Origin of the sequence: Gordonia sp. KTR9, assembly GCF_000143885.2 — a bacterium.
Classification (GTDB): Bacteria; Actinomycetota; Actinomycetes; order Mycobacteriales; family Mycobacteriaceae; genus Gordonia.
Window position 1 is genome coordinate 3,676,109 of the sequence record NC_018581.1, and the last position, 23,493, is coordinate 3,699,601.

General features: G+C 66.7%; 23 protein-coding genes. 14 read left to right on the plus strand and 9 right to left on the minus strand.

Annotated elements, in window-relative coordinates; genetic code table 11:
• Positions 1-4: 4 nt before the first annotated feature.
• The 4 genes from KTR9_RS17265 to KTR9_RS17280 are packed head-to-tail and all read right to left on the minus strand — an operon-like array spanning position 5 to position 4,283.
• Positions 5-1,564 (minus strand): AMP-binding protein, encoded by a 1,560-nt coding sequence (locus tag KTR9_RS17265; RefSeq protein WP_014927440.1) that lies wholly within the window; start codon positions 1,562-1,564, stop codon positions 5-7.
• Between the two features lie 11 nt (positions 1,565-1,575).
• The gene (locus tag KTR9_RS17270; RefSeq protein WP_010841257.1) at positions 1,576-2,565 is read right to left on the minus strand and encodes a DUF7065 domain-containing protein; all 990 of its coding nucleotides are present in this window, start codon (positions 2,563-2,565) and stop codon (positions 1,576-1,578) included.
• A gap of 27 nt (positions 2,566-2,592) precedes the next feature.
• Positions 2,593-3,432: an enoyl-CoA hydratase-related protein gene (locus KTR9_RS17275; RefSeq protein ID WP_014927441.1), complete on the minus strand. Its 840-nt coding sequence runs from the start codon at positions 3,430-3,432 to the stop codon at positions 2,593-2,595.
• 26 nt (positions 3,433-3,458) lie between these two features.
• On the minus strand, positions 3,459-4,283 hold the full coding sequence (locus KTR9_RS17280; RefSeq protein ID WP_044506975.1) for an SDR family NAD(P)-dependent oxidoreductase: 825 nt from the start codon (positions 4,281-4,283) through the stop codon (positions 3,459-3,461).
• 219 nt (positions 4,284-4,502) lie between these two features.
• Here KTR9_RS17280 and KTR9_RS17285 point away from each other — a divergent pair, with 219 nt between their 5' ends.
• From KTR9_RS17285 to KTR9_RS17305, 5 genes are read left to right on the plus strand one after another with little or no spacing between them, the layout of a single operon-like run.
• On the plus strand, positions 4,503-5,687 hold the full coding sequence (locus KTR9_RS17285; RefSeq protein WP_014927443.1) for a lipid-transfer protein: 1,185 nt from the start codon (positions 4,503-4,505) through the stop codon (positions 5,685-5,687).
• Positions 5,687-6,142, plus strand: a complete 456-nt coding sequence (locus KTR9_RS17290) for a MaoC family dehydratase N-terminal domain-containing protein (protein ID WP_010841261.1) — start codon at positions 5,687-5,689, stop codon at positions 6,140-6,142. Before KTR9_RS17285 ends, KTR9_RS17290 begins: the two co-directional genes overlap by 1 nt.
• A complete protein-coding gene (locus KTR9_RS17295; RefSeq protein WP_014927444.1) occupies positions 6,139-6,579 on the plus strand; it encodes a MaoC/PaaZ C-terminal domain-containing protein in 441 nt (146 codons plus the stop codon). Before KTR9_RS17290 ends, KTR9_RS17295 begins: the two co-directional genes overlap by 4 nt.
• Positions 6,576-7,793, plus strand: coding sequence for a TetR/AcrR family transcriptional regulator (locus tag KTR9_RS17300; protein WP_010841263.1), 1,218 nt, complete (start codon positions 6,576-6,578; stop codon positions 7,791-7,793). The genes KTR9_RS17295 and KTR9_RS17300 overlap by 4 nt, the downstream gene beginning before the upstream one ends.
• Before the next feature lie 18 nt (positions 7,794-7,811).
• Positions 7,812-8,594, plus strand: a complete 783-nt coding sequence (locus tag KTR9_RS17305; RefSeq protein WP_010841264.1) for an SDR family NAD(P)-dependent oxidoreductase — start codon at positions 7,812-7,814, stop codon at positions 8,592-8,594.
• A 30-nt stretch (positions 8,595-8,624) separates the two neighbouring features.
• Here the strand turns inward: KTR9_RS17305 and KTR9_RS17310 are convergent, their stop codons facing one another.
• A complete protein-coding gene (locus tag KTR9_RS17310; RefSeq protein WP_044506978.1) occupies positions 8,625-10,418 on the minus strand; it encodes a bifunctional sugar phosphate isomerase/epimerase/4-hydroxyphenylpyruvate dioxygenase family protein in 1,794 nt (597 codons plus the stop codon).
• A 106-nt stretch (positions 10,419-10,524) separates the two neighbouring features.
• On the opposite strand from KTR9_RS17310, the gene KTR9_RS17315 reads away from it, so the two are divergent.
• The 3 genes from KTR9_RS17315 (at position 10,525) to KTR9_RS17325 (ending at position 13,541) form a co-directional block, all read left to right on the plus strand.
• The gene (locus KTR9_RS17315) at positions 10,525-11,169 is read left to right on the plus strand and encodes a TetR/AcrR family transcriptional regulator (RefSeq protein ID WP_010841266.1); all 645 of its coding nucleotides are present in this window, start codon (positions 10,525-10,527) and stop codon (positions 11,167-11,169) included.
• A 104-nt stretch (positions 11,170-11,273) separates the two neighbouring features.
• A complete protein-coding gene (locus KTR9_RS17320) occupies positions 11,274-12,158 on the plus strand; it encodes a shikimate dehydrogenase (RefSeq protein ID WP_014927447.1) in 885 nt (294 codons plus the stop codon).
• Between the two features lie 39 nt (positions 12,159-12,197).
• The gene (locus KTR9_RS17325) at positions 12,198-13,541 is read left to right on the plus strand and encodes an MFS transporter (protein WP_010841268.1); all 1,344 of its coding nucleotides are present in this window, start codon (positions 12,198-12,200) and stop codon (positions 13,539-13,541) included.
• A 13-nt stretch (positions 13,542-13,554) separates the two neighbouring features.
• Here the strand turns inward: KTR9_RS17325 and KTR9_RS17330 are convergent, their stop codons facing one another.
• Positions 13,555-14,304, minus strand: coding sequence for an IclR family transcriptional regulator (locus tag KTR9_RS17330; RefSeq protein ID WP_014927448.1), 750 nt, complete (start codon positions 14,302-14,304; stop codon positions 13,555-13,557).
• 71 nt (positions 14,305-14,375) lie between these two features.
• On the opposite strand from KTR9_RS17330, the gene pcaH reads away from it, so the two are divergent.
• The 4 genes from pcaH to pcaC are packed head-to-tail and all read left to right on the plus strand — an operon-like array spanning position 14,376 to position 17,307.
• On the plus strand, positions 14,376-15,155 hold the full coding sequence (pcaH, locus tag KTR9_RS17335; RefSeq protein ID WP_014927449.1) for a protocatechuate 3,4-dioxygenase subunit beta: 780 nt from the start codon (positions 14,376-14,378) through the stop codon (positions 15,153-15,155).
• Position 15,156: 1 nt separating this feature from the next.
• The gene (pcaG, locus tag KTR9_RS17340; RefSeq protein ID WP_014927450.1) at positions 15,157-15,714 is read left to right on the plus strand and encodes a protocatechuate 3,4-dioxygenase subunit alpha; all 558 of its coding nucleotides are present in this window, start codon (positions 15,157-15,159) and stop codon (positions 15,712-15,714) included.
• Positions 15,707-16,903, plus strand: coding sequence for a lyase family protein (locus KTR9_RS17345; RefSeq protein WP_014927451.1), 1,197 nt, complete (start codon positions 15,707-15,709; stop codon positions 16,901-16,903). Before pcaG ends, KTR9_RS17345 begins: the two co-directional genes overlap by 8 nt.
• Complete coding sequence (gene pcaC / locus KTR9_RS17350; RefSeq protein ID WP_014927452.1) at positions 16,900-17,307, plus strand: 4-carboxymuconolactone decarboxylase; 408 nt, start codon at positions 16,900-16,902, stop codon at positions 17,305-17,307. Before KTR9_RS17345 ends, pcaC begins: the two co-directional genes overlap by 4 nt.
• Before the next feature lie 13 nt (positions 17,308-17,320).
• Here the strand turns inward: pcaC and KTR9_RS17355 are convergent, their stop codons facing one another.
• From KTR9_RS17355 to lepA, 3 genes are read right to left on the minus strand one after another with little or no spacing between them, the layout of a single operon-like run.
• Positions 17,321-18,238, minus strand: coding sequence for a cation diffusion facilitator family transporter (locus tag KTR9_RS17355; protein WP_014927453.1), 918 nt, complete (start codon positions 18,236-18,238; stop codon positions 17,321-17,323).
• Between the two features lie 7 nt (positions 18,239-18,245).
• A complete protein-coding gene (locus KTR9_RS17360; RefSeq protein WP_014927454.1) occupies positions 18,246-20,303 on the minus strand; it encodes a M3 family metallopeptidase in 2,058 nt (685 codons plus the stop codon).
• 31 nt (positions 20,304-20,334) lie between these two features.
• Positions 20,335-22,242: a translation elongation factor 4 gene (gene lepA / locus KTR9_RS17365; RefSeq protein ID WP_044508042.1), complete on the minus strand. Its 1,908-nt coding sequence runs from the start codon at positions 22,240-22,242 to the stop codon at positions 20,335-20,337.
• Between the two features lie 131 nt (positions 22,243-22,373).
• On the opposite strand from lepA, the gene KTR9_RS17370 reads away from it, so the two are divergent.
• Both KTR9_RS17370 and KTR9_RS17375 read left to right on the plus strand, forming a co-directional pair.
• Positions 22,374-23,060, plus strand: coding sequence for an alpha/beta hydrolase family protein (locus KTR9_RS17370; protein ID WP_014927456.1), 687 nt, complete (start codon positions 22,374-22,376; stop codon positions 23,058-23,060).
• Positions 23,061-23,486 carry a type II toxin-antitoxin system PemK/MazF family toxin gene (locus tag KTR9_RS17375; protein ID WP_014927457.1) on the plus strand — a complete coding sequence of 142 codons (426 nt, stop codon included), beginning with the start codon at positions 23,061-23,063 and terminating at the stop codon, positions 23,484-23,486.
• Positions 23,487-23,493: the final 7 nt, after the last annotated feature.

Consider the following 23,493-nt stretch of genomic DNA (forward strand, 5'->3'; position numbering starts at 1 on the left):
TGTCTCACGCGTGTGCACTCGCACGTGCCGGCCAATACGCGTCACGCAGCGGCTTCTTGTAGAGCTTTCCGGTTGGCAGGCGCGGCATCTCGGCGATGAAGTCGAATGATTTGGGGCACTTGAACTTCGCCAGGCCCGCCTGACAGAAATCCGCCAGACGTACGGCCAGCTGACCCTGATCGACGTGCGGATCCACCGGTTGGATCACCGCTTTGACGGCCTCGCCGAAATCCTCGTCGGGCACGCCGAAGACCGCGGCGTCGAGCACTTCGGGGTGGGTGACGAGGAGATTCTCCACTTCTTGCGGATAGATGTTCACCCCGCCGGAGATGATGACGAAGGCCTGACGGTCGGTGAGATAGAGAAAGCCGTCCTCGTCGAGGTATCCGATGTCCCCGATCTTCGACATCGTGCCGTCGGCGTCCCGCGCCTCGGCCGTCTTGGCCGGATCGTTGAAGTACTCGAAGGTCGCGCCGACGCCGCGGAACCAGATGGTTCCGGGTACTCGCGGCGGGCATTCGTTCCCGTCGTCGTCGAGGATGACCGGTTCACCCATGAAGGGACGTCCCACGGTTCCCTGGTGCGCCAGCCACTCCTCGGGTGTGCAGCCACAGATGCCGTTGGCCTCGGTGCCGCCGTAGTACTCGTAGATGACCGGACCGAACCAGTCGAGCATGGCCTGCTTGACGGCGACCGGGCAGGGTGCGGCCCCGTGTACCACGACCTCGAGCGACGAGAGATCCTGTTGCCGTTCCTGTTCGGGGAGCTTGAGCATGCGCGAGAACATGGTGGGGACCACCATGGAGTGCGTGATCCGATGCTGTTCGATCAGGTCCAGATACTCGCGCGCGTCGAACCGTTTCATCACGACGACCGTGGCGCCGAGACGGATTCCGATGGCGACCGACGACTGTGGTCCGGAGTGGTAGAGCGGAGCGGGAGACAGGAAACGCATGCCCTCCCGTAGATGGAAGACCTTTCGGCCGAAGTCCTCGATGTCGAGAATCTGCCCTGGATGTGCGTCCGGCAGGCGACGCTTGATGGCCTTCGGGCGGCCCGTGGTGCCCGAGGAGTAGAACATCGGGGTGCCCAGTCGCTCGTTCTCACCGGGAGCGTCGTCGAACCCGGCGACGGCCTCGGCAAAGGACTCGAACGGGTGCGGGACCGGGACGACCTGATCCGCGTCGACGAGGAGCCAGCGACCCACCGCAGGGCAGAGTTGCGGCAACTCCTGTGCCACATCGAATTTCGTTGCCGTGGTGATGACGAGCTTCGATTGCGAGTCGTTGATGATGTACGCGGCCTCGGCAGCGGACAGGAACGAGTTGACCGGCGTGTAGAACAGTCCGCTGCGCTCGGCGGCGGACATCGCCACGATCATCTCGACGTGATTCTCCATGAACAGGGCGATGTGGTCGCCGGGCTCACAGCCGTGCGCCCGCAGGAGCGCGGCGAGCCGATTGGCGCGCGAGTCGAGGTCCCCATACGTGAGGACCTCGTCGCTGCCCGCCATGATCACGGCCGGGCGGTCGGGATGTTCGACGGCATGACGTCCGGGATACATAGGAACTCCTTCTACGGGCGGATCGGTCGCAGGAACTCGGCCACGGCCCATCCACCGTGGCCGTCGGCGAGATCGACGGTCATCTGGCCCATCCGCACGGCGCGGTCTTCGGTGCGCTGGGTGACCGGGACGAAGTGGCGGATCGACCCGTCGACGACGATCGTCGGGAGCCCCTCGGCCTGGATCACGCCGACGTGCCGGCCCGTGTACGTGGATTCGCCTGCGTAGTCGGTGAGCACGCGGTAATCGGTGATCGGATGGGCGACACCGTCGGTGGTCAGAACGGCTCCCGCCGACACCCTGACCCCGGATTTCTCGTATTCGCCATAGGCGCTGAACGCGGTACCGTCGGCCAGCCAACCGGCCACCCATTCCCCGGTGTACGAAGCCCATTCGCGAGGACCCCAGGAATGGTCCCGGAACGAGGTGACCTTGTCGAGAACCCACTTCCGGGTGCCGACCCGGATGGTTCCCGAGAGGTGACCGAACTGCTCGTAGTGATCGCTGGCGAAGGTCGAATCGCCAGGCGTGCAATCGCCGTCGCCGTCACTGTTGATCACGAACATCGGGCTCGAGGCCTCATAGGTGAGCTCGATCTCGCAATCCTCGGCGGGCGCGTTCTTGAGCGCGATCCGCCCGTTCTCCGCCATCAGGGACGGATGGGTGACGCGGGCCACCGAGTTGCGATAGGTGATCTCCGCCTTCCGGGTGGGCTCGGTGAACTCGATCTCGAGGCCCTGTCCGGCGAAGCTGTCGTTGGTGTCGCGCGGCGTACGCCCCGCACGGAACGCGATGGCGCCGCCCGGCAGCGTCAGTTGCACGGAGGTCTCGCTGTAACCGAGGTTGGGACGATTACCGATCCGGACGAGACCGCCCAGCTGAGAGACGGGATCGACGAAGTTGAAATAGACACTCTCGTTGAAGTTGTGGATTCCGACGGAGTCGTGTGTCCCCTCGGCGTCGGCGCCGTACTTGCACACGGTGAACGGCTGGCTGGTCATTGTGCTCCTTGGTCTTCGACGATCAGCTCAGAAGCGCTGCGCCGGCGGCGGGTCGAGCGGGGGGAAGACTGCGGGTCGGCGTTCCAGAAAGGACATGACGCCCTCGCGGGCGTCGTCGGAGTCGACTCGTCCGGCGTAGGTGCGGGACTCCTCGGCCGCAGCCGGGCCGGGGTGCGTGTGCAGCCAGGCGTTGGCGAGCAATCGTCGCGACAACGCCACGGAGGTCGGCGACGTGTCCTCGACGAAGATCCGCGCGTACTCACGGGCGGCCGACATCACCTGATCAGCGGGCACCACCTTCGTGAGGTACCCGGCCTCGTACGCCTCCGCCGCATCGAATACCCGGCCGGTCAGCAGCCAGTCGGTGGCACGACCGAGTCCGACGAGTCGCGGCAGGAACCAGGACGACGCACCTTCCGGGACGACCCCGCGCTGAGTGAACACGAACCCGAATCGGGCGTTCTCGCTCGCGACGCGGATGTCCATCGCGGCGGCGATCGTCGCCCCGCCGCCGATCGCGTGCCCGTTGAGGGCTGCGATCACCGGCTTGCACATCGCGAACAGCCGCTCACTGATCCGGCCGGCCGGTTCGCGATAACCGGTAGGGGTATGACCGTCGATGTCCTCGACGAGTGCGCGCGAGAGCGTCTCGGGCCCGTCCAGATCCGCCCCCACCGAGAACGACTCGCCGGCGCCGGTGACGATGACCGCCCGGACCTCGGGATCCCGGTCGGCACGATCGAGGGCATGGAGCACATCGACGAGCATCTGGACCCGCATACCGTTGCGGCGGTGCGGGGCATCGAGAGTCACCACGGCCACGCCGTCGGCGACCTCGTAACCCACTTCCTCGTATCGTCTGTCCATTGCATGCTGTGCCGCAGGCGGATTCGTCACAGTCCGCCGCCGCAGACGAGTACCTGTCCGGTGATGTAGCTCGACTCCGGACTGCACAGCAGGTAGACGGCACCGGCCGCCTCCTCGACCGTCCCGGCGCGTCCGAGGGCGATCCCCTTGGTCGCCGCATCCATCACCGCCGGGTCCATTCCGACCCGGATGTCGCGGTCCTCGACCTTGATCGTCTTCGCCTCGGTGGTCACCGACGTCAGGCGCGTGCTGATCACTCCGTAGGCCACCGCATTGGAGGTCACGTTGTAGCGACCCCACTCCTTGGCGATGGTCTTGGTGAGGCCGACCATCCCCGCCTTGGCCGACGAGTAGTTCGCCTGGCCGGGGTTTCCGAGCAGGCCCGAGGTCGAGGAGATGTTGACGACCTTGCGGCAGGGAACCGGGCCCTGCTCACGCTCGCGCTTCACCGCCGCGCTGATGATCGGCTGGGCGGCGCGGAGGATGCGGAACGGGGCGGTCAGGTGGACATCGAGGATGTCCGCCCACTGCTTGTCCGTCATCTTCTGGATGACGTTGTCCCAGGTGTAACCGGCGTTGTTCACGATGATGTCGATTCCGCCGTAGTTGTCCACCGCGGTCGTCACGAAGTGATCGGCGAACTCGGGGTCGGTGACGCTGCCGATGCAGGCGACAGCCTGTCCGCCGGCCGACTCGATCTCGGCCACAACCTCTTTCGCGGGCTCCGGATCGAGGTCGTTGACCACCACCCGTGCGCCCTCGGAAGCGAGTTTCACTGCGACGGCCCGCCCGATGCCCCGGCCCGAGCCCGACACGAGTGCGACTTTGTCCTGAAGTTTCTGCACGCTCACGTGCTGCCTCCCAAAGGGTTTCGGTGTTCTCGCGGTCGACGCACCCTGCGCTTCGTCCACGATTGTGGGGTATGTGACCCCAGTCACTGTGGTGAATGCTAACTTCAGTTGCAGACGCAAGTCAATAGCGCTTTTGCTGGTGATATGTGGATATTGTTAGTGACGACTCTATGTGATTAGCTTGCCCCACGACTGCTCGACGAAACGAAAGCTGGACCCATGACCAACGTCTGCATCAGCGGTGTCGGGATGATGCCGTTCACCAAGCCCGGCAAGAGCGAGACCTACGACCGGATGGGCGCGACCGCCGCCCGCGCGGCGCTCGCCGACGCGGGGCTGGACTACACCGACGTACAACAGGCCTATGTCGGCTACGTGTACGGCGACTCGACCTCCGGCCAGAACGCGCTCTACGAGATCGGGTTGACCGGGATTCCGGCGGTGAACGTCAACAACAACTGCTCCACGGGTTCGAGCGCATTGTGGCTGGCGCGTCAGGCGGTCGCCTCGGGCACAGCCGATTGCGTACTCGCCCTCGGATTCGAACAGATGCAGCCCGGCGCGCTGGTCAACGCCTACGGCGATCGCCCGAGCCCCACCGCACGCGGCGAGGAGATCGCGCTGTCACGCCCCGGTGGCGACGCCGATGCGCCGATGGCGGCCAAGATGTTCGGCGGCGCAGGTGTCGAATACATGGACCGACACGGCGTGACGTCGGAGGTCTTCGGCCGTGTCTCGGTGAAGGCACGCACGCACGCCGGCCGGAATCCGCTGGCCGTGTTCCGCGACCCCATCGACCTCGACACGGTGATGTCGTCGAAGCAGATCTGGGGACCCCTCACCTTGCTGATGTGTTGCCCGCCGACCAACGGCGCGGCAGCGGCCATCGTGTGCAGTGAGGAATTCGCCCGCTCCCGCGGTATCGACTCGAGCGTCCGCCTCCGCGCCCAATCGCTCGTCACCGACGTGGCCGGAACCTTCGACACCACCGACATGATGCGGGTCGCCGGCTATGACATGACCGCCAAAGCCGCCGCGGAGGTCTACGAGCAGTCCGGCGTCGACCCCCTCGACATCCCCGTCGTCGAACTGCACGACTGCTTTTCCACCAACGAGGTCATCACCTACGAGGGGCTCGGCCTCACTCCTGAGGGCACGGCCGAGAAGTTCATCCTCGACGGCGACAACACGTACGGCGGTCGCGTCGTGACCAACCCGTCCGGCGGTCTGTTGTCCAAGGGACATCCGTTGGGCGCCACCGGACTGGCCCAGTGTGCCGAGCTGGTCTGGCAGCTGCGAGGTCAGGCCGGGGAGCGTCAGGTCGAGGGTGTGCGAATCGCGCTGCAGCACAACCTCGGGCTCGGCGGTGCGTGTGTCGTCAGCCTGTACGAGAAGGTGTCCTGATGCCGCTCGACCGGACGATCCTCGACGTCGTGTCCCCGACGGTCGTCGCCGACGTCGAACGCGGCCGTATCCGCCAGTTCGCCACGGCGATCGGCGAAGACGATCCGGTTCACCACGATCGCGACGCGGCGGTCGCCGCCGGCCATCCCGACGTCCTCGCGCCGCCGACCTTCCTCTTCGGTCTCGAGTTGGAGAACTCGGATGTGTTCGGCGACCTCGCCGCGCACGGCGTCGATCTGGCGACGGTGCTCCACGGCGAACAACGCTTCAGGTACTTCGCCGACGTGCATGCGGGCGACACGGTGAGCTTCGAGACCCGCTACGTCGACACCTACTCGAAAGCCGGTGGCGCTCTGGACTTCTTGGTCCGACGCACCACTGTGAGGCGTTCCGACGAGGTCGTCGCCGAATTGGAGAGCGTGAGCGTGATCAGGAATCCGGAGGGTACGAGATGAGCACACCGATGTCCGGCGACGTCGTCGGAGTACTCGAACCCGGCGCGGTGACGCGTACGACTCTCGCGTTGTTCGCCGGCGCATCCGGGGACCACAACCCGATCCACATCGACATCGACTCGGCCCGGGCCGCAGGCATGGACGACGTCTTCGCCCACGGGATGTTGTCCATGGCCTATCTCGGGCGCCTGCTCACCGCGCACTTCCCGCAGAGCAGCATCCGGGAGCTGTCGACCCGGTTCACCGCGATCACCCCGGTCCTCGCCGAGCCGGTCCTCACCGCCACGGTCAAGGAGCTGATCGCGGTCGCGGACGAGCAGCGCGTCGTACTCGATCTCGACGTCCGGCTGGCGGATGGGACCCGGACGCTGTCCGGCACGGCCGTCGTGGCTTGGTCCGGTCCCGACCGGGACCCGAATGCGACACTTACTCCATGACCGACACCACCCACGTCGCGCCTCCCTCCTCGAGCCGAGGTGAACACCGAGCAGGACAGATCGTGCGGGCCGCGACCCTCCTGTTCCAAGATCTGGGGTACCAGAACGTCAGCATCGACCAGATCGGCTCCGCGGTGGGTCTCACGGGACCGGCCATGTATCGGCACTTCAAGGGAAAGTACGCAATCCTGGTGCAGGCGTTGCGCAGCCAGGTCGCCTTGGTCGAGGAGCTCACCGATCGCGCCGATCGAGAGGGCACGACCCCGCAGGAGCGTCTGGATCTGTTCCTCGACGGACTGTCCGACATCACCGCCAACGGCGACGAAGCGACCCTGTGGCGTCGGGAACAACGACATCTGCGCGAAGCCGACCGGGCCGAGTTCCAGGAGGACTTCCGGAAGAACCGGGATCGCATCGCCGCAAAGATCGCCGCGGTCCGACCGGAGACGGCCAGGCAGGATCGGGAGCTACTGGGTTTCGCCGTGTTGACCATGTACTCCAACACGCCCAGCATCCGCGGCAATCTGACGCCCGAGCGCCTGATCGCCGTCCAGCAGACGATCGCTCGCAAGATCATCGGTTGCCGACTGCCGGCTGTCGACGCCGACTCCGTGCCGGCCCCCGTGCTGGTCCATCGCAAACCCGCCGGGCGGCGGGAGAGGATTCTCACGGCGTCGACCGCCCTGTTCGACGAGCGCGGCTTCTACGACGTGCGCATCGACGACATCGCGAAGGCCTCAGAGATGTCGGTGGCGACGCTCTATCAGCACGTGACCGGCAAGACCCAGGTGCTCAAAGCGATCTTGGAGCGCGGTGCCGAAGGATTGCTGTACGTCACCGCCGAAGCACTGGCACATGCGACGACGCCCGAAGAAGTCCTCAGATCGCTTGTCGACACCTACATTCACCAGGCACTCGGCGTTCACGGACGCATCATGCACATTCTCGCCGCGGACCTTCTCTACCTCTCCGACGACGAACAGTTCCGGCTGCGCGAAACGCAGCGCGAGTACGTCGCCGAGTGGATAGAGGCGATCTGCGCGATGTCCGACGAGGTGACCGTCGACGACGCGCGCGCGCTCGCGCAGGCGGCGATCTCGGTCATCACCGACGTCAGCCAGAACCCGGAACTCAAGACCCGTCCCGGCCTCGCCGAGCAGCTGTCGGCGCTCGCCCACGCGATGGTCGTTCCCGAGGGTCTCGAACCCTCGTGATCCCCACATGTCGAAGGGATGTCTGCCTTGTCCTCTCCCGAATCTCGTAGTGCCGTCGTCGTAGGGGGCGCCTCCGGTATCGGAGCCGCCATCGCGCGCGCACTGGCCGCCGACGGCGCTGCCGTCACCGTCGCCGATCGCAACATCGGACTCGCGAGGACCCTTGCCGCCGAACTCGGCTCGCCACACGACGCAGCGACCGTCGACGTGGTGGACGAAGAGTCGGTCCGTGATCTGTTCGAGTCGGTACGGTCTCGCCGCGGGCACCTGGACATCGTCGTGAACAGCGCCGGACTCAGCGCGGCCGGAGCCGTCACAGACCTGCCCATCGACAAGTTCCGCCGCGTTGTCGACGTCTGTCTCACCGGCGCGTTCGCGGTCATCAAACACGCCGCACGCACGATGGACGACGGCGGGGTCATCATCTCGCTGTCATCGTTGAACGCTCGGCAGCCGGGAACCGGCATGAGCGCGTACTGCTCGGCCAAAGCGGGGCTCGCGATGCTGACCCAGGTCGCCGCACTCGAGCTCGCGGGGCGGAACATCCGCGTCAATGCGATCGCGCCGGGGATCGTGATGACTCCCCTGACCACACCGTCGATGTCGGTGCCGGGCCTCGAGGACGACTACCTGGCCAACACCCCGCTCGGGCGATCGGGAACCCCCGAGGAGATCGCCGAGGCCGCGGTCTACATGACTCATGCATCCTGGCTCACCGGAGAGAGTCTCGACCTCAACGGCGGCGCGCACCTGGTCCGCTACCCGGACCTGCTCAAGCACTTTCAGGCCTCGGCCGTCTGAGTACGGCCGTACCAGATCGCCCGACGAGCGCTATCTGCGCACGGTACCCACGCCGCGCTGCGCGGCAAGGCGTACCGGCGCGTTGTCCGTACCGTAGCCGTCGTAGCCGCCGAACCGCTGGACGAACTCGAAGAACACCGTGCCGACCGTGCGGGTGTAGAAGTGGATGAAGTGTCCCCCGTCGGGGCTGCGGTCGTAGAGCAGGTTGAGTTCACGCAATTCGGCAACGGTGGCGTCGGGCAGGCCGAACCGTCCCGACAGGTAGTCGTAGTAGTTGTCCGGCACGGTCAGGAACACCAGTCCGGCGGCCGAGGCCGACCGAGCCAAGGCGATCACGTCCGAGCACGCGAACGCCACGTGCTGTGGCAGTCCGGCGTCGTCGAGGATGTGGGGAGCGACGTTGAGCGGCAACCGCACCGACGAATCCGCGTTGCGCAGCACCTGGCTGCGGACCAGGCCCGTGGGGCCCGGTACGTCGGCGGGGGCATCGGCGGTCATGCCGAACACACTCGTGAGGAACAACCGGCCGTCCTCGGCGGTCTGCCACGGATGGGTCAGGTTCACATGGTCGATCGCGCCGACGAAGCCCGGATCGGCATCCGGCAGACCGCGTTCGAACTCCGCGACCCACGCCGGAATGCCCTCCCCCGCAGGCTCGGTCACCCAGAAGAATCCGGTGCCGTCCGGCGCGATCGCACCGCCGAACGGCTGTTCGGCGGCAAATGTGCGTCGGTAGGCGACCGGTGCCATCAGCTCGGCAGCCCGTTGAGAGGTGGCATCGGCATCCGGCACCTGGAGCCCGACGGCCGCGACATGCGCCACCTCGTCTCGTGCCTGTTGCTCGTTGAGCACGACGCGCGCACCACCGGCCGACCACAGCGACACCGGCTTGGTGCGATGCCGGCCGCGCGGCGTGAATCCGAGTTGGCCGAGCAGGACCTCGACTTCGGTCATGTCCTCGGCCTTGAGCTCCACGAAGTCGAACCCGGTTGGCGGTTTGGCGTCGGTGAGGGTCGACGACACCTGGTCGCGTAGCCACAACAACGACCGCAATGCGTGCACCGCGGTGTGGCCCGGGTCGGTCTGGCGGAAGGTGTCGTTGAAAACCTCGAGCGACAGCGGGCCCGTATAACCGGCGGCCAGGGTGTACCGCACGAACTCGGCCAGGTCGAAGGCACCTTCACCGGGGAACAACCGGTGGTGACGACTCCACGACAAGACGTCCATTTTCAGTGCCGGGGCATCCGCGAGCTGCAGGTAGAAGATCTTCTGGCCATCGATGTCGGCGATCGCCGCCGGATCGTGGCCGCGGGAGAGAACGTGGAAGCTGTCCAGGCAGATACCCACTGCCGGATGGTCGGCGAGTTGCACGATCCGCCAGGCCCGGCGGTAGTCGTCGATGAACCGGCCCCAGGCCAGCGCCTCGAAAGCGATGCGGATGCCGTACCCGGCAGCCAGGTCGCCTATGCGGCGCAATTGGTCGGCGGAGACCTCATCGGAGTCGATGGTGGCGGTGGCGACGTTGCTGCAGACGAGTACGGTGTCGATACCGAGCCGCTGCGCCGTGGCGAACGTGGCGCCGGCGCGGCGCATGTTGTCGGTGAAGGTCGTCTCGTCGACGCCCTCGAGGTCGCGCAGCGGCTGATAGAGGTCGAGGGACAACCCGAGGCGACGCGCCAGATGTCGGATCTCCTCAGGCGAGTGCTCACTGGCGATCAGGTCGGGCTCGAAGATCTCTACGCCGTCGAATCCGGCATCGGCACAGGCGTGCAGCTTCTCGACGAGCGATCCGGACAGTGAGACCGTGGCGATCGACGCCTTCATCTTTCCTCCTGTGATGGGTGCCACTTCCTCCTCAATGTACCAAACAGTTAATTGAGTCGGAAGGGTTGCTCAGGCCGCTACCGGGTCCCCAGTAAGCTCTCTCGACATGGTCGCCAAACCGAGAGCCGAGCTGCAGCGTGATGCCGAGCGCACGCGAGCGGAGCTGTTGGAGGTGGCCACCGAAGTGTTCGCCGAGTCGGGATATTCCGGGGCGCGAGTGGACGAGATCGCCGAACGCACCCGCACCACGAAGCGGATGATCTACTACTACTTCGGCGGCAAACAGCAGCTCTATCTCGCCGTACTGGACAACGCATATCGCGGCATCCGCACTGCTGAGCAGCGTTTGCGGGTTGATCACTCCGATCCCGTGGTCGCGATCCGCAGGCTCACCGAGGTGACGTTCGACCATCACATCGCCCACGACGCGTTCATCCGCCTGGTCTCCATCGAGAACATTCACCGAGGAGAGTTCGTCCGACAGTTGCGCGAGCTACCCGAACTCTCCCGGCCGGCGACGTCGCTGCTCGACGAGATCCTGCGTGCCGGACGCGAAGCCGGCGCGTTCCGTGATGACGTCGACGCCCTCGACGTCCACCTCGTGATCAGCTCGTACTGCGTGTTCCAGGTCGCCAACCGCTACACATTCGGCTACCTCTTCGACGTCGACCTCTCCGAGACCTCGCAGCGCGCCCACCTGCGTCGCATGCTCGGTGACATGGTGGTCGGCTGGCTCACCAGCCGCCCATAACTTCGCCGTCGGCGAGTCCCACCTCACATTGGTGTCTTGACGCGACCCGCACCACAGTGCTGTACTTTCCGTACGTACTAGTTCGTACATTAAGGAAGCGCTTGATGACCTCCAAATCAGACGCGGGACGGCCCTACCTGGTGGGCCTCGTGGGCACCGGTGTGGGCCCCTCTCTGACTCCCGCTCTGCACATGGCCGAAGGCCGTGCGCAGGGCCTGGACTACGTGTACCGGACGATCGACCTCAACACATTCGGGGTTGCCCCGCACCGGATCGGCGACGTGCTGTCGTGGGCGCAGACCCTCGGTTACGACGCACTGAACATCACCCATCCGTGCAAGCAGCTCGTCATCGAACATCTCGACGACGTCGACGAGACCGCGCGCACGCTCGGAGCGGTCAACACCGTGGTCTTCGACGGCGGGCGGACCGTCGGGTACAACACCGACACCACCGGATTCGCCCACGGCTTCGCCGAGGGGTTGCCCGCGGCGCCGATGGCCGCCGCCGTGCTGATCGGCGCCGGCGGCGCCGGCTCGGCCGTCGGCGACGCGCTGTTGCGGATGGGTGTCGCCCACCTGACAGTCGTCGACCTCGACGTCGACCGGGCCGCCACGCTGGCCTGGCAACTCGCCGACCGACACGCGTCGGCCCGCGTCGACGCGTCCTCGCTCGACAAGCTGTCGGTGCTGCTGCCCGACAGCGACGGCGTCGTCCACGCGACGCCGACCGGCATGGCCGAGCACCCCGGACTGCCGTTCGATGCCGCCCTGCTGCACCCCGGCCTGTGGGTGGCCGACATCGTCTACCGGCCCATCGACACCGCGCTGCTGCAGGCGGCCCGCGCGGCCGGTTGTCGGACCCTGGACGGCGGGCACATGGCCGTGTACCAAGCCGTCGACGCCTTCGCCCTGATCACCGGACGTACGCCGGACGCCGAGAGAATGTCGGCCCACTTTCGCGACCTCGTCGCTCGAACCGCCACCTAGACCCCTCACATCCAGCACCATCTCGTTAAGGAGCAGCCGATGACCAACGACGCCCCGTCGACGCCAGACGAGCCAGACGGACGAACACCGAAACGCGCCGCGCTGGCCAGCTTCATGGGCAGCGCAGTCGAGTACTACGACTTCTTCCTGTTCGGATCGGCTGCCGCACTGATCTTTCCGCACGTGTTCTTTCCGTCCGACGACGAAGCCGCACTGGTGATGTCGTTCGCGACGTTCGGATTCGCCTACGTGGCGAGGCCGGTGGGCGCGTTCATCCTCGGTCATTTCGGTGACCGGATCGGTCGCCAGCGCGTGCTGATGTTCACGCTCGTGCTGATGGGCCTGTCGACGTTCCTGATCGGCTGCCTGCCCAGTTTCGAGACGATCGGCTGGGCCGCCCCGGCCCTGCTGGTGATCTGTCGGTTGATGCAGGGTCTGTCGGCCGCGGGAGAGCAAGCCGGGGCCAGTTCGCTGACCCTCGAGCACTCACCCGATGACCGACGCGCGTTCTTCACCTCCTGGACCCTGACCGGAACCCAGGGCGGACTCATCCTCGCCTCGCTCGTGCTGATTCCGTTCGTTTCCCTGCCCGACGAAGCCAAGTACAGCTGGGGCTGGCGCGTGCCGTTCTGGCTGAGCGCTGTCGTGGTCGTCGTCGCCTACTTCATTCGCCGCCAGCTGCACGAGACACCTCAGTTCGCCGAGGCCAAGGCAGCGGGGACGATCGCGCGGGTGCCGCTGGTGCCGCTGCTTCGCGACCACTGGCGTGACGTACTGCGCGTGATCCTCTGCGCGTTCATCGCCGCGGTGTCGACGGTGTTCGGCAACCTCGCGATCGCCTACGGCAAAGAAGTGGGCCTGGATACCGACGTCACGTTGTGGCTGGTCGTGGTCGCCAACGTCGTCGCACTCGGCACCCAGCCGATGTTCGGAATCCTCGCCGATCGCATCGGACGCAAGCCGGTGTTCGTCTACGGCGCAGTCTCTTCGGCCGTGCTGATGCCGTTCTACATGCTCTCGATGAGCGGCGACAACAATCTGCTGACCTTCGCACTCGCGGTGGCCACGTTCTCGTGCGGTTACGCCGCCGCCAACGCGGTGTGGCCCTCGTTCTACGGCGAGATGTTCTCCACGCGGGTTCGTTTCTCCGGCATGGCGATCGGCACTCAACTGGGCTTTCTCGTCGCCGGGTTCGCACCCTCGATCGTCACCGCGCTGGGCGGGGTGCGGGAAGGCGGCTGGGTGGTGATCAGCATCTTCACCGCGGTGGTCTGTCTCATCTCCGCCGCCGCGGCGCTGACCGCACGCGAAACCAAGGACGTCCCCACCACGATGCTGGGTCACAAAGTTCCAGAATCTGCCAAAGATCTTGTCCACCACTGATTTCCAGTACCGGCTACAGTAGGCGCCCGATCCCTCGCGCGGCGACCTGCAGGGCTCCGAGCAACCGTTGGCGGTCGCGTTTGAGAGTGGGTACCACCACTCCGATCGCGGCCGCCACGGTGTCGTCGGAGACCCGTATCACCGGTACCGCCATCGAGCACGCCCCCAGTGACATCTCCTCGACGGTGGTGGCCACGCCGTCGCGCCGCACCTTTTCCAGCTGTGCCACAAGAACGTTGGGCGCGGTGACGGTGTACGGCGTCACCCGGGTGGGGTTCGCCAAGGCCTGCCGCTCGACATCTTTCGAGGCGTGCGCGAGCAAGACTTTGCCCACGCCGGTGCAATGCAGGGGCAGTCGACTGCCCACCGTACTGACAATCGGCACCGACGCACGGCCCGCCATCCGCTCGAGATACAACACCTGGGCGCCATCGAGCACGGCCAGGTGCACGGTCGCCAGCGTGGCTGCGTAGACGTCGTGCAGAAACGGCTCCGCCACCTGCTTGAGCCTGCCCTCGACCGGAGCCTGCAAGCCGGCCTCCCACAACAGCCTGCCGATGACGTAGCGTCCGTCGTCACGACGGTCCAGCGCCCCACCCGCGACCAACTCCCCCGCCAGCCGAGAAGCTGTGGGAAGCACCAGGTTCGACCGCTGCGCGAGCTCGGTCAGTGTCAGCGCACGGTGCCCTTCGTCGAAGGCGCCGATGATCGCGAGCACTCGCGACGCCACCGTGGCCCCAGGCACCGAAGTGTTTCCGGCCATTTGTCCAGTCCTTTCACTGAGCGGAAGTATAGTCTTCCGTTCGCGAGCCAGGAATAGTTAGCCTCACGGTCATGACAGTCCCTATCGACACCAATCCCGACAGTGCGTCGACGAGCCAGGCGGAGATCAATGCCGAGATCTCCGCCATCGAAACCGGTTATCTACAAACCGGTGTCGAGGAGACTCAGCCACGTCTGGACTACGCGCCCTACCGCAGTAGCCTGCTACGCCACCCCACCAAGAACCTCCATCACGCCGATCCGGAGACCATCGAAACCTGGGCGCCGGTGTTCGGAGCGCGAGACGTCCATCCACTGGAAGCAGATCTGACGATCCAGTGCGACGGTGAGCCGATCGGCGAGCGCATGGTGGTGACCGGACGCGTCGTCGACGGCGAAGGGCGACCGGTGCGCCGCCAGCTCGTCGAGATCTGGCAGGCCAATTCGGCCGGCCGCTACATCCACAAACGTGACCAGCACCAGGCGCCGATCGATCCCAACTTCACCGGCGTCGGGCGGTGCCTCACCGATGACGACGGCACCTACCGATTCACCACGATCAAGCCGGGCCCATACCCGTGGAAGAACCACCGCAATGCCTGGCGTCCGGCACATATTCACTTCTCGTTGTTCGGACAGGCTTTCACCCAGCGGATGATCACCCAGATGTACTTCCCGGGTGACCCCCTGTTCGCCCTGGACCCCATCTACCAGGCGATCACCGACCAGAAGGCCCGCGACAGGTTGGTCGCGGCCTACGATCACGACGTCACGACCCATGAATGGGCCACCGGATACCGCTGGGACATCGTCCTGGCCGGCCCGCACCGCACGCTTTTCGAGGAGGACTGACATGGGCACACTGCTGACCGCGACGCCGGGCCAGACCATCGGCCCCTTCTATGGCTACGCCCTCCCGTTCGAGCGTGGCAACGAGCTGGTTCCGCCGGGCGTTCCGGGTTCGATCCGATTCCACGGCCTCGTCACCGACGGTGCGGGTGAGCCGGTGCCCGACGTGATGCTGGAGATCTGGCAAGCCGACAGTGACGGGAAGACCCCCCGATCGAGCGGGTCGTTGCACCGCGACGGGTGGACGTTCACGGGTTGGGGCCGGGTCTCGACCGACGACGAGGGCCGCTACAGCTTCACCACTGTCGAACCCGGGCCGACCGATCCCGGCCGTGCACCGTTCATCGCCATCACCGTGTTCGGCCGCGGCTTGCTCAACCGCTTGTTCACCCGCGCATACGTGCCCGGCCCCAACCTTCTCGACGAGCCACTGTTGGCAGGCCTGCCCGAGGATCGCAGGCAGACCCTGATCGCCGAGCGCGACGCACATGGGCTGCGGTTCGACATCCGACTGCAGGGCGAGAACGAAACCGTCTTCCTGCGCTTCTCGGCCGGTGAGTGACCTGTTCTGGCCGGGTGATCACCGGGCCGGAGACGTGATGAGCGCCGCCGCCTTCCTCGACGCCATGGTGGGCGCCGAGAATGTCTGGTTGGCAACACTTGTCGACTCCGGCATCGCGCCCGGCACCGCCGCAGCCGATCTGTCCGACCTGATCCGGCCCGATGACCTCGACCCGATCGCCAGAGCCGCCGAGCGTGACGGCAACCCGGTCACCGGCCTCGTCGCGCTGATGCGGTCCCGCGTCGAAGGCGAACCATCCCGCTGGCTACACCGCGGCCTGACCAGTCAGGACGTGCTGGACACCGCACTGATGTGGTGCCTGCGTGACGCCCTGGAGACCATCAGCGATGACATCGGTCGGCAGCTCCACGAACTGATCGAACTGACCGAGACGAACCGCGGCAGGCCGATGCTGACCCGGACCCTGACCCAAGCCGCTCTGCCCGGCACCGTCGGCCGCAAGTTCGCCGTCTGGCTGACCGCGATCCTCGACGCCGCCGACGGTCTGAAAGCGTTGCCCGCCTTGCCCATCGCCGCGGGTGGCGCGGCCGGAACCCTGGCCGCGACCACCGAGCTCGCCGGATCTCCGGAGGCCGCGGTGTCGTTGACCCGATCGTGGGCGGACGGTCTCGGACTGGCGGCGGGCGATCCCTGGCACACCACCCGTTCGGTCATCACCCGAGCCGGCGACGCGTTGGTCGGCTGCTGTGACGCCTGGGGGCATCTCGCCAACGACGTCGCCGCCGCAATCCGGGCCGGTGAACTGTCCGAGGGATCTGCCGGTGGCTCATCGACCATGCCGCACAAGAACAATCCGGTACTCACCGTGCTACTGCGCCGGGCCGCACTGACCGCTCCCCCACTGGGGGCCACCCTGCACGCGGCGTCCGCGGCCAGCGTCGACGAACGCTCCGACGGCGGATGGCACGCCGAATGGGCCACGCTCGCCACTCTGACGCGTCGCACCGTGGTCGCCGCGGCGGAGGCGGCAGACCTGCTGGCCGGGCTGCAGGTCGACACCGATCGAGCTGCCGAGAACCTCGCCGATGCCCAGGGCATTCGCGCCGAACAGCACAAGATGGCCGAATTGACCGGCAGGGAACCCGCACCCGACTACCTGGGCGCCTCCGACATCTTCATCGACAACGCGCTGCAGCGCGCACGCGACTACCTGAAGGACACACCATGACCATCGACGACGACGGCATGATCGTGCGTCGCGAGGTGCTCGGCGACGATCACGTCGACCGCGCACTCGCGGCCACCACGGATTTCACGGCCGACTTCCAGAACCTCATCACCAGGTACGCATGGGGTGAGATCTGGACACGGCCCGGACTGGACCGGCGATCACGGTCGATGATCACCCTGACCGCGTTGATCGCCCGGGGCCACCACGAGGAGTTGGCGATGCATGTGCGCGCCGCTCGACGCAACGGGCTCACCGACGACGAGATCAAGGAAGTGCTGTTGCAGAGCGCCATCTACTGCGGTGTGCCCGATGCCAACACGGCGTTTCGGATCGCGTCCCGGGTGCTCGCCGAGGACGGCGAAGAGCACGGGAACCAGGGCGACGGCACCTCCGCCGGCTGAGAGCGTCGTCCGCTCAGTCCAGCCGCCAGTCCTCGTACGCGCGCGGGTCGTTGATCGGTTCGACGTGCACCGTCACGTTGAGATCCTCGACCGCGGCACGGAGTTCGTTCTCGATCTGCTCGGCGAGGTCGTGCGCGCGCTGCACCGACCAGTCACCGGGCACGAGCATGTGCAACTGCACGAAACGTTCATGACCCGCCTCGCGGGTGCGGATGTCGTGGAAGTCGATCCGGTCGGCGCGGTGCGCCGCGAGGACCCCGTCGATGGTGGCGCGCTCGTCGTCGGGCAGTGCGGAATCCATCAGTCCCGCACCGGATCGCCACACCAGCTGCCCGCCCACGACGAGGATGTTGACGGCCACCGCGATGGCGATCAGCGGGTCGAGCGGTAGCCAGCCCGTGGCGGCCACCAGGAAGACGCCGACGACCACCCCGGCCGTCGTCCACACGTCGGTCATGAGGTGCTTGCCGTCGGCTTCGAGGGTCATGGAGCGATGACGGCGTCCGGCACGGATGAGCACCCACCCGACGACCGCATTGACCGCGGTCGCCGCGACCGAGATCGCCAGTCCGACGCCGACCTCCTCGAGCTCCCGAGGATCGAGCAGGCGGTCGACGGCCGTCGCGATGATGACGACCGCCGCGACGACGATCATCACCCCCTCGAACACCGCCGAGAAGTACTCGGCCTTGGTGTGCCCGAAGTTGTGGCTCCGGTCCGGTGGCTTCGCCGCCACGCGCAGCGCCACGAAGGCGCCCACCGCCGCGACGAGATTGACAACGGACTCCAGTGCATCGGAAAGCAAACCGACCGAGCCGGTGACCCGCCACGCGATCAGCTTGAGACCGATCACGACGATCGCGGTCACGATGCTCAGGACCGCGAACGCCGACAGGTCGCGGCGAGGGCTGCGCGTCGTCGTCACGGCCACACCCCGGTCAGGCCGCGAGTCCCCGGCGCCGCAGCAACGGGTCGATCCGCGGTCGACGGCCGATCAGACCCTCGTGCGCGACAAGCGGATCCACGCTGTCGCCGCGGGAGAGGGTGGCCTCGGCGAACCGCCGGCCGTTCTCGCGCTGCAACCCGCCTTCGGCGAGGAACCACTGTTCGGTCTCGGCGTCGAGCACCTCTGACCAGATGTAGCTGTAGTACCCGGCGGAGTAGCCGCCGCCGAAGATGTGGTTGAAGTACGAACTCCGGTAGCGCGGCGGGATCAGGTCGGTGTGGAGTCCCGCGGCGGTGAGCGCCTGCGACTCGAAGGCCTCGACATCGGAGACCGCCTCGGCCTCCGACACCGACAACCGATGCCAGGCCAGGTCCAGCGACGACGCGGCGAGGTATTCGATGGTGCCGTGCGCCGACTCGGTTCCCGCAGATTCCCTTGCCGCCTCGGCCAGTTCGGCCGGAATCGGCTCACCTGTCTCGTGATGGCGGGCATAGTTGCCCAGTACCTCGGGGTGCAGTGCCCACATCTCGTTCACCTGCGACGGGAACTCCACGAAGTCCCGCGGCACCGACGTCCCGGACTGCGACGGGTACTCGACCGACGACAGCAGTCCGTGCAGTGCATGCCCGAACTCGTGGAACAGGGTGGTGAGCTGATCCATCGTGAGCAGACACGGTTGCCCGGCGTCGGGTTTCGTCAGGTTCAGCACGTTCACGATGATCGGCTGGGTGTGCAGGACCGACGACTGATCGACGATGTTGTTCATCCATGCCCCGCCGCGTTTCGACGGACGGGCGTAGAAGTCGCCGAGGAACAGGCCGATGCCCACGCCGGCGTCGTCGCGCACCTCCCACGCGCGGACGTCGGGGTGATAGAGCGGCAGATCGGTGAGCTCGACGAAGCGCAGCCCGTACAGCTTGTTCGCGGCGTGGAACACGCCGCGGGTCAGCACCGTGTCGAGTTCGCAGTAGTCGGCGAACCCGTCGAGCGGCACCGCTGCGTGCGTCCGCTTCTCACGGTCGAGCCAGTACGTGAGATCGGCGGGACCGATGGTCGCGTCGCCCGCGAATTCGGTGAGGCGGGTGAGTTCGCGGCCGCCGGCGCGCATGGCCGACGCGTTGAGTTCCCGGAGCATGTCGTCGACGGCTCCCGGGTCGGGCGCGGTCTGTTCGGCGATCACGAACTCGGCGTGGTCGCGGTATCCGAGCAACTCGGCGCGACGCGCCCGCAGGCGGACGATCTCGAGGACCAGTTCACGGGTGTCGTGCTCGTTGCCCCGAGCACACCGGTTCACCGAGGCGTCGAAAACCCGTTGTCGCACATCGGCGTTCGTCAGCTCGATCAGCACCGACTGGCTCGTCGGCAACTCGAGCGTGATGAGGTGTCCGTTCTCGTGTCCCGCCTCGACCGCCGCGCGGCGGGCGGCCGCGATCTGTCCGGCCGACAGGCCGTCGAGTTCGGATTCATCGGCCACGAGAACCGCCGAGTCGTTGGTGTCGTCGAGGATCTTCTGGGAGAACGTGGTGGTCAGATAGGCCAGCCGAGAGGCGATCTCGCGCATCTCCTGCTGCTCGCCGGCGGCGAGTCCGGCACCGGCGCGGACCGATTCCCGGTACCTCTTGTCGAGGAGGCGACGCTGCGGCTCGGTGAGTCCGAGCTCGTCGGCGCGGGTGTGGAGATCGGAGATGCGCTCGAAGAGAACCGGATTCATCGCGATCGTGTTCGCGTGATCGGTGAGGAGCGTCGAGAGCTCCTGGGAGATCTCGTTGCGCTTCGGGTTCGTGTCGGGTCCCACCAGATTGAAGAAGATCCCCGATGCGCGGGCCAGATCGCGACCGGACAGCTCCAGCGCCTCGATCGTGTTGACGAAGGTGGGCGCCGCGGGGTCGGCCGCGATCGCGTCGACCTCGGCCACGTGCGAGGCCATGGCGGCGGTGAACGCGGGAAGGAAGTCGTCGTCGGAGATCGACGCGAAATCGGGGAGATCGTAGGGCAGACCGCTCTGTGCCAGTACCGGATTCACGTTCGCCGCGTCGTGCGCTGCGGTCATCGTCTCGCCCCACTCATGGTCTGCCCGCCCATCACTTCCCCTTCGGCTTGTCACCCACCGCGTCGGTGGAGAGCGCGGCCACGAACGCCTCCTGCGGGACGTCGACGCGACCGATGGTCTTCATCCGCTTCTTGCCCTCCTTCTGCTTCTCGAGCAGCTTGCGCTTACGGCTGATGTCACCGCCGTAACACTTCGCGAGCACGTCCTTGCGGATGGCGCGGATGTTCTCGCGCGCGATGATCTTCGAGCCGACGGCGGCCTGCACCGGGACCTCGAACTGCTGGCGCGGGATGAGCTCCTTGAGTTTGATCGCCATCCGGTTGCCGTAGGCGTAGGCGGCGTCTTTGTGGACGATCGCACTGAAGGCGTCGACCGCCTCGCCCTGCAGCAGGATGTCGACCTTGACCAGGTCGGCTTCCTGCTCGCCCGCCTCCTCGTAGTCGAGGCTGGCGTAGCCACGGGTGCGGGACTTCAGGGCGTCGAAGAAGTCGAAGATGATCTCGGCCATCGGCAACGTGTACCGCAGCTCCACACGCGTCTCCGACAGGTAGTCCATGCCGCCGAGTTCGCCGCGGCGCGACTGACACAGTTCCATGATCGCGCCGATGAACTCGCTCGGCGCGATGACGGTCGTCTTGACGATGGGTTCGTAGATGTGCCGGGTCTTGCCCTCCGGCCAGTCCGACGGATTGGTCACCACGTGCTCGGAACCGTCTTCCATCACGACGCGGTAGACCACGTTGGGGGCGGTCGAGATCAGATCGAGGTTGAACTCGCGCTCGAGTCGCTCGCGGGTGATCTCCATGTGCAGCAGGCCGAGGAATCCGCAGCGGAAACCGAACCCGAGTGCGACCGAGGTCTCCGGCTCGAAGGTGAGGGCGGCGTCGTTGAGCTGTAGCTTCTCGAGCGCCTCGCGCAACACCGGATAGTCGGAGCCGTCGAGCGGGTACAGACCCGAGTAGACCATCGGCCGCGGCTCCCGGTACCCCGTGAGCGCCTGCTCGGCACCGTGCCGGGCGGTGGTGACGGTGTCACCGACCTTCGACTGCCGCACGTCCTTCACACCCGTGATCAGGTAACCGACCTCGCCGACACCGAGACCCTTGGTCGGTTTCGGTTCCGGGGACACGATCCCCACCTCGAGAAGCTCGTGCGTGGTGCCGGTCGACATCATCAGGATCTTCTCCCGCGGCACGACCTTCCCGTCGACGACCCGGACGTAGGTGACCACGCCGCGGTAGGTGTCGTAGACCGAGTCGAAGATCATCGCGCGCGCCGGAGCGTCGGGGTCGCCCACGGGGGCGGGCACCGTCCGGATGACCTCGTCGAGCAATTCGGTCACGCCGACACCGGTTTTGCCCGACACGCGCAGCACGTCCTCCGGCTCGCACCCCACGATGTGCGCGAGCTCGGCGGCGTAGCGCTCGGGGTCGGCCGCGGGCAGGTCGATCTTGTTGAGCACCGGGATGATGGTGAGGTCGTTCTCCATCGCCAGATACAGGTTGGCGAGCGTCTGCGCCTCGATGCCCTGCGCGGCGTCGACGAGGAGCACAGCCCCCTCACACGCCTCGAGCGCGCGGGAGACCTCGTAGGTGAAGTCGACGTGCCCGGGGGTGTCGATGAGGTGCAAGACGTAGTCCTCGTCTCCGGCCGGGGACTTCACCGTCCAGGGCAGACGCACGTTCTGCGCCTTGATGGTGATGCCGCGCTCGCGCTCGATGTCCATCCGGTCGAGATACTGCGCCCGCATCTGCCGTTCTTCGACGACGCCGGTGAGCTGCAGCATCCGGTCCGCCAGCGTCGACTTGCCGTGGTCGATGTGGGCGATGATGCAGAAGTTCCGGATACGTGCCGGATCGGTGAAGGTGGTGTCGGCGAAGTTGGGAATGGGAACTACTCCTCGAACGAGAACTGCGGTAGAGAACGGGCGCGGATACAGGTTGTGGTCCAGTTTCTCATGACCCGCCGACGCACCGCGCCCGGCCACGTTTCCCTTCGAGACGGCCCTCCGCAAGCTCCGGGCCTCCTCAGGGATCGGGGAAGTCCGCGAACACGCGGTGAGGCGCTACGGTGGCAGCCGTGTCCGCGTCCACCGTCACCACCATCGAGACCGACGACGTCGCCGCCGAGGTTCACCGTCCGGGCAGCCCGGCCCGGGCCACGCTCGTCCTCGCGCACGGCGCGGGGGGCAACCGTGACGCCGTGATCCTCCGCGCGCTGGCCGAGGAGCTGTGCGACCGCGGATACGTCGTGGCCCGCATCGACCTGCCGTACCGGCGGCGCCGGCCGAAGGGGCCGCCCAGCCCGTCCACCTCACCGGCCGACCGCGACGGCATTCGCGCCGCGTGCGCGATGTTCCGCGGTGAGTCCGACGGGCCGCTGATCGTCGGCGGGCATTCCTACGGCGGCCGGCAGGCCTCGATGGCCGTGGCCGAGGACGGGGCCGACCTGGCCGACGGCCTGTTGCTGACGTCGTATCCGCTGCATCCGCCGGGAAAACCCGACCGGCTGCGCACCGAGCACCTGCCGTCGATCACGGTCCCCACGCTCGTGGTCCACGGCAGTACCGACCCGTTCGGCACCACCGACGAGATGAGCCGCGCGGTCGGCCTCATCGGTGCGCCGACGCACGTCGTCGAACTGGAGAAGGTCGGGCACGACCTCAATCCGAAGAAGAAGCCGACCGCCTCCCTCACCGCCGACGCGGTCCGGGATTTCCTGATGCCCCTGTTCCCGTCAGACCGAGGAGATGCGTAAGTGACGATCCGCGACGCCCGGCCCGACCTCCGGCCGACCACCGATCTCGCCCGCACCATCAGCTACTCCCCCGACCTCGACGGGGACGCCGATCCCGGCGAGATCGTGTGGACCTGGGTCGCCTACGAAGACGACCCGAGCCAGGGGAAGGACCGGCCGGTGCTGGTCGTCGGCCGCGACGCCCGCGCCGGACGACCCGACTCCGTGCTCGGTCTCATGCTGTCGAGCAAGGACCACCGATCCGGCGGCAACTGGCTTCCCGTCGGATCGGGAGCGTGGGATCCTCAGGGCCGGCCGAGCTTCGTGCGACTCGACCGGGTACTCGTCGTCGACGACGACGGAATCCGCCGGGAGGGCGCGATCCTCGGTCGTCCGATGTTCGACGCCGTCGCGAACGAACTGCGCGAACACCACGGCTGGCGCTGACCGGCGT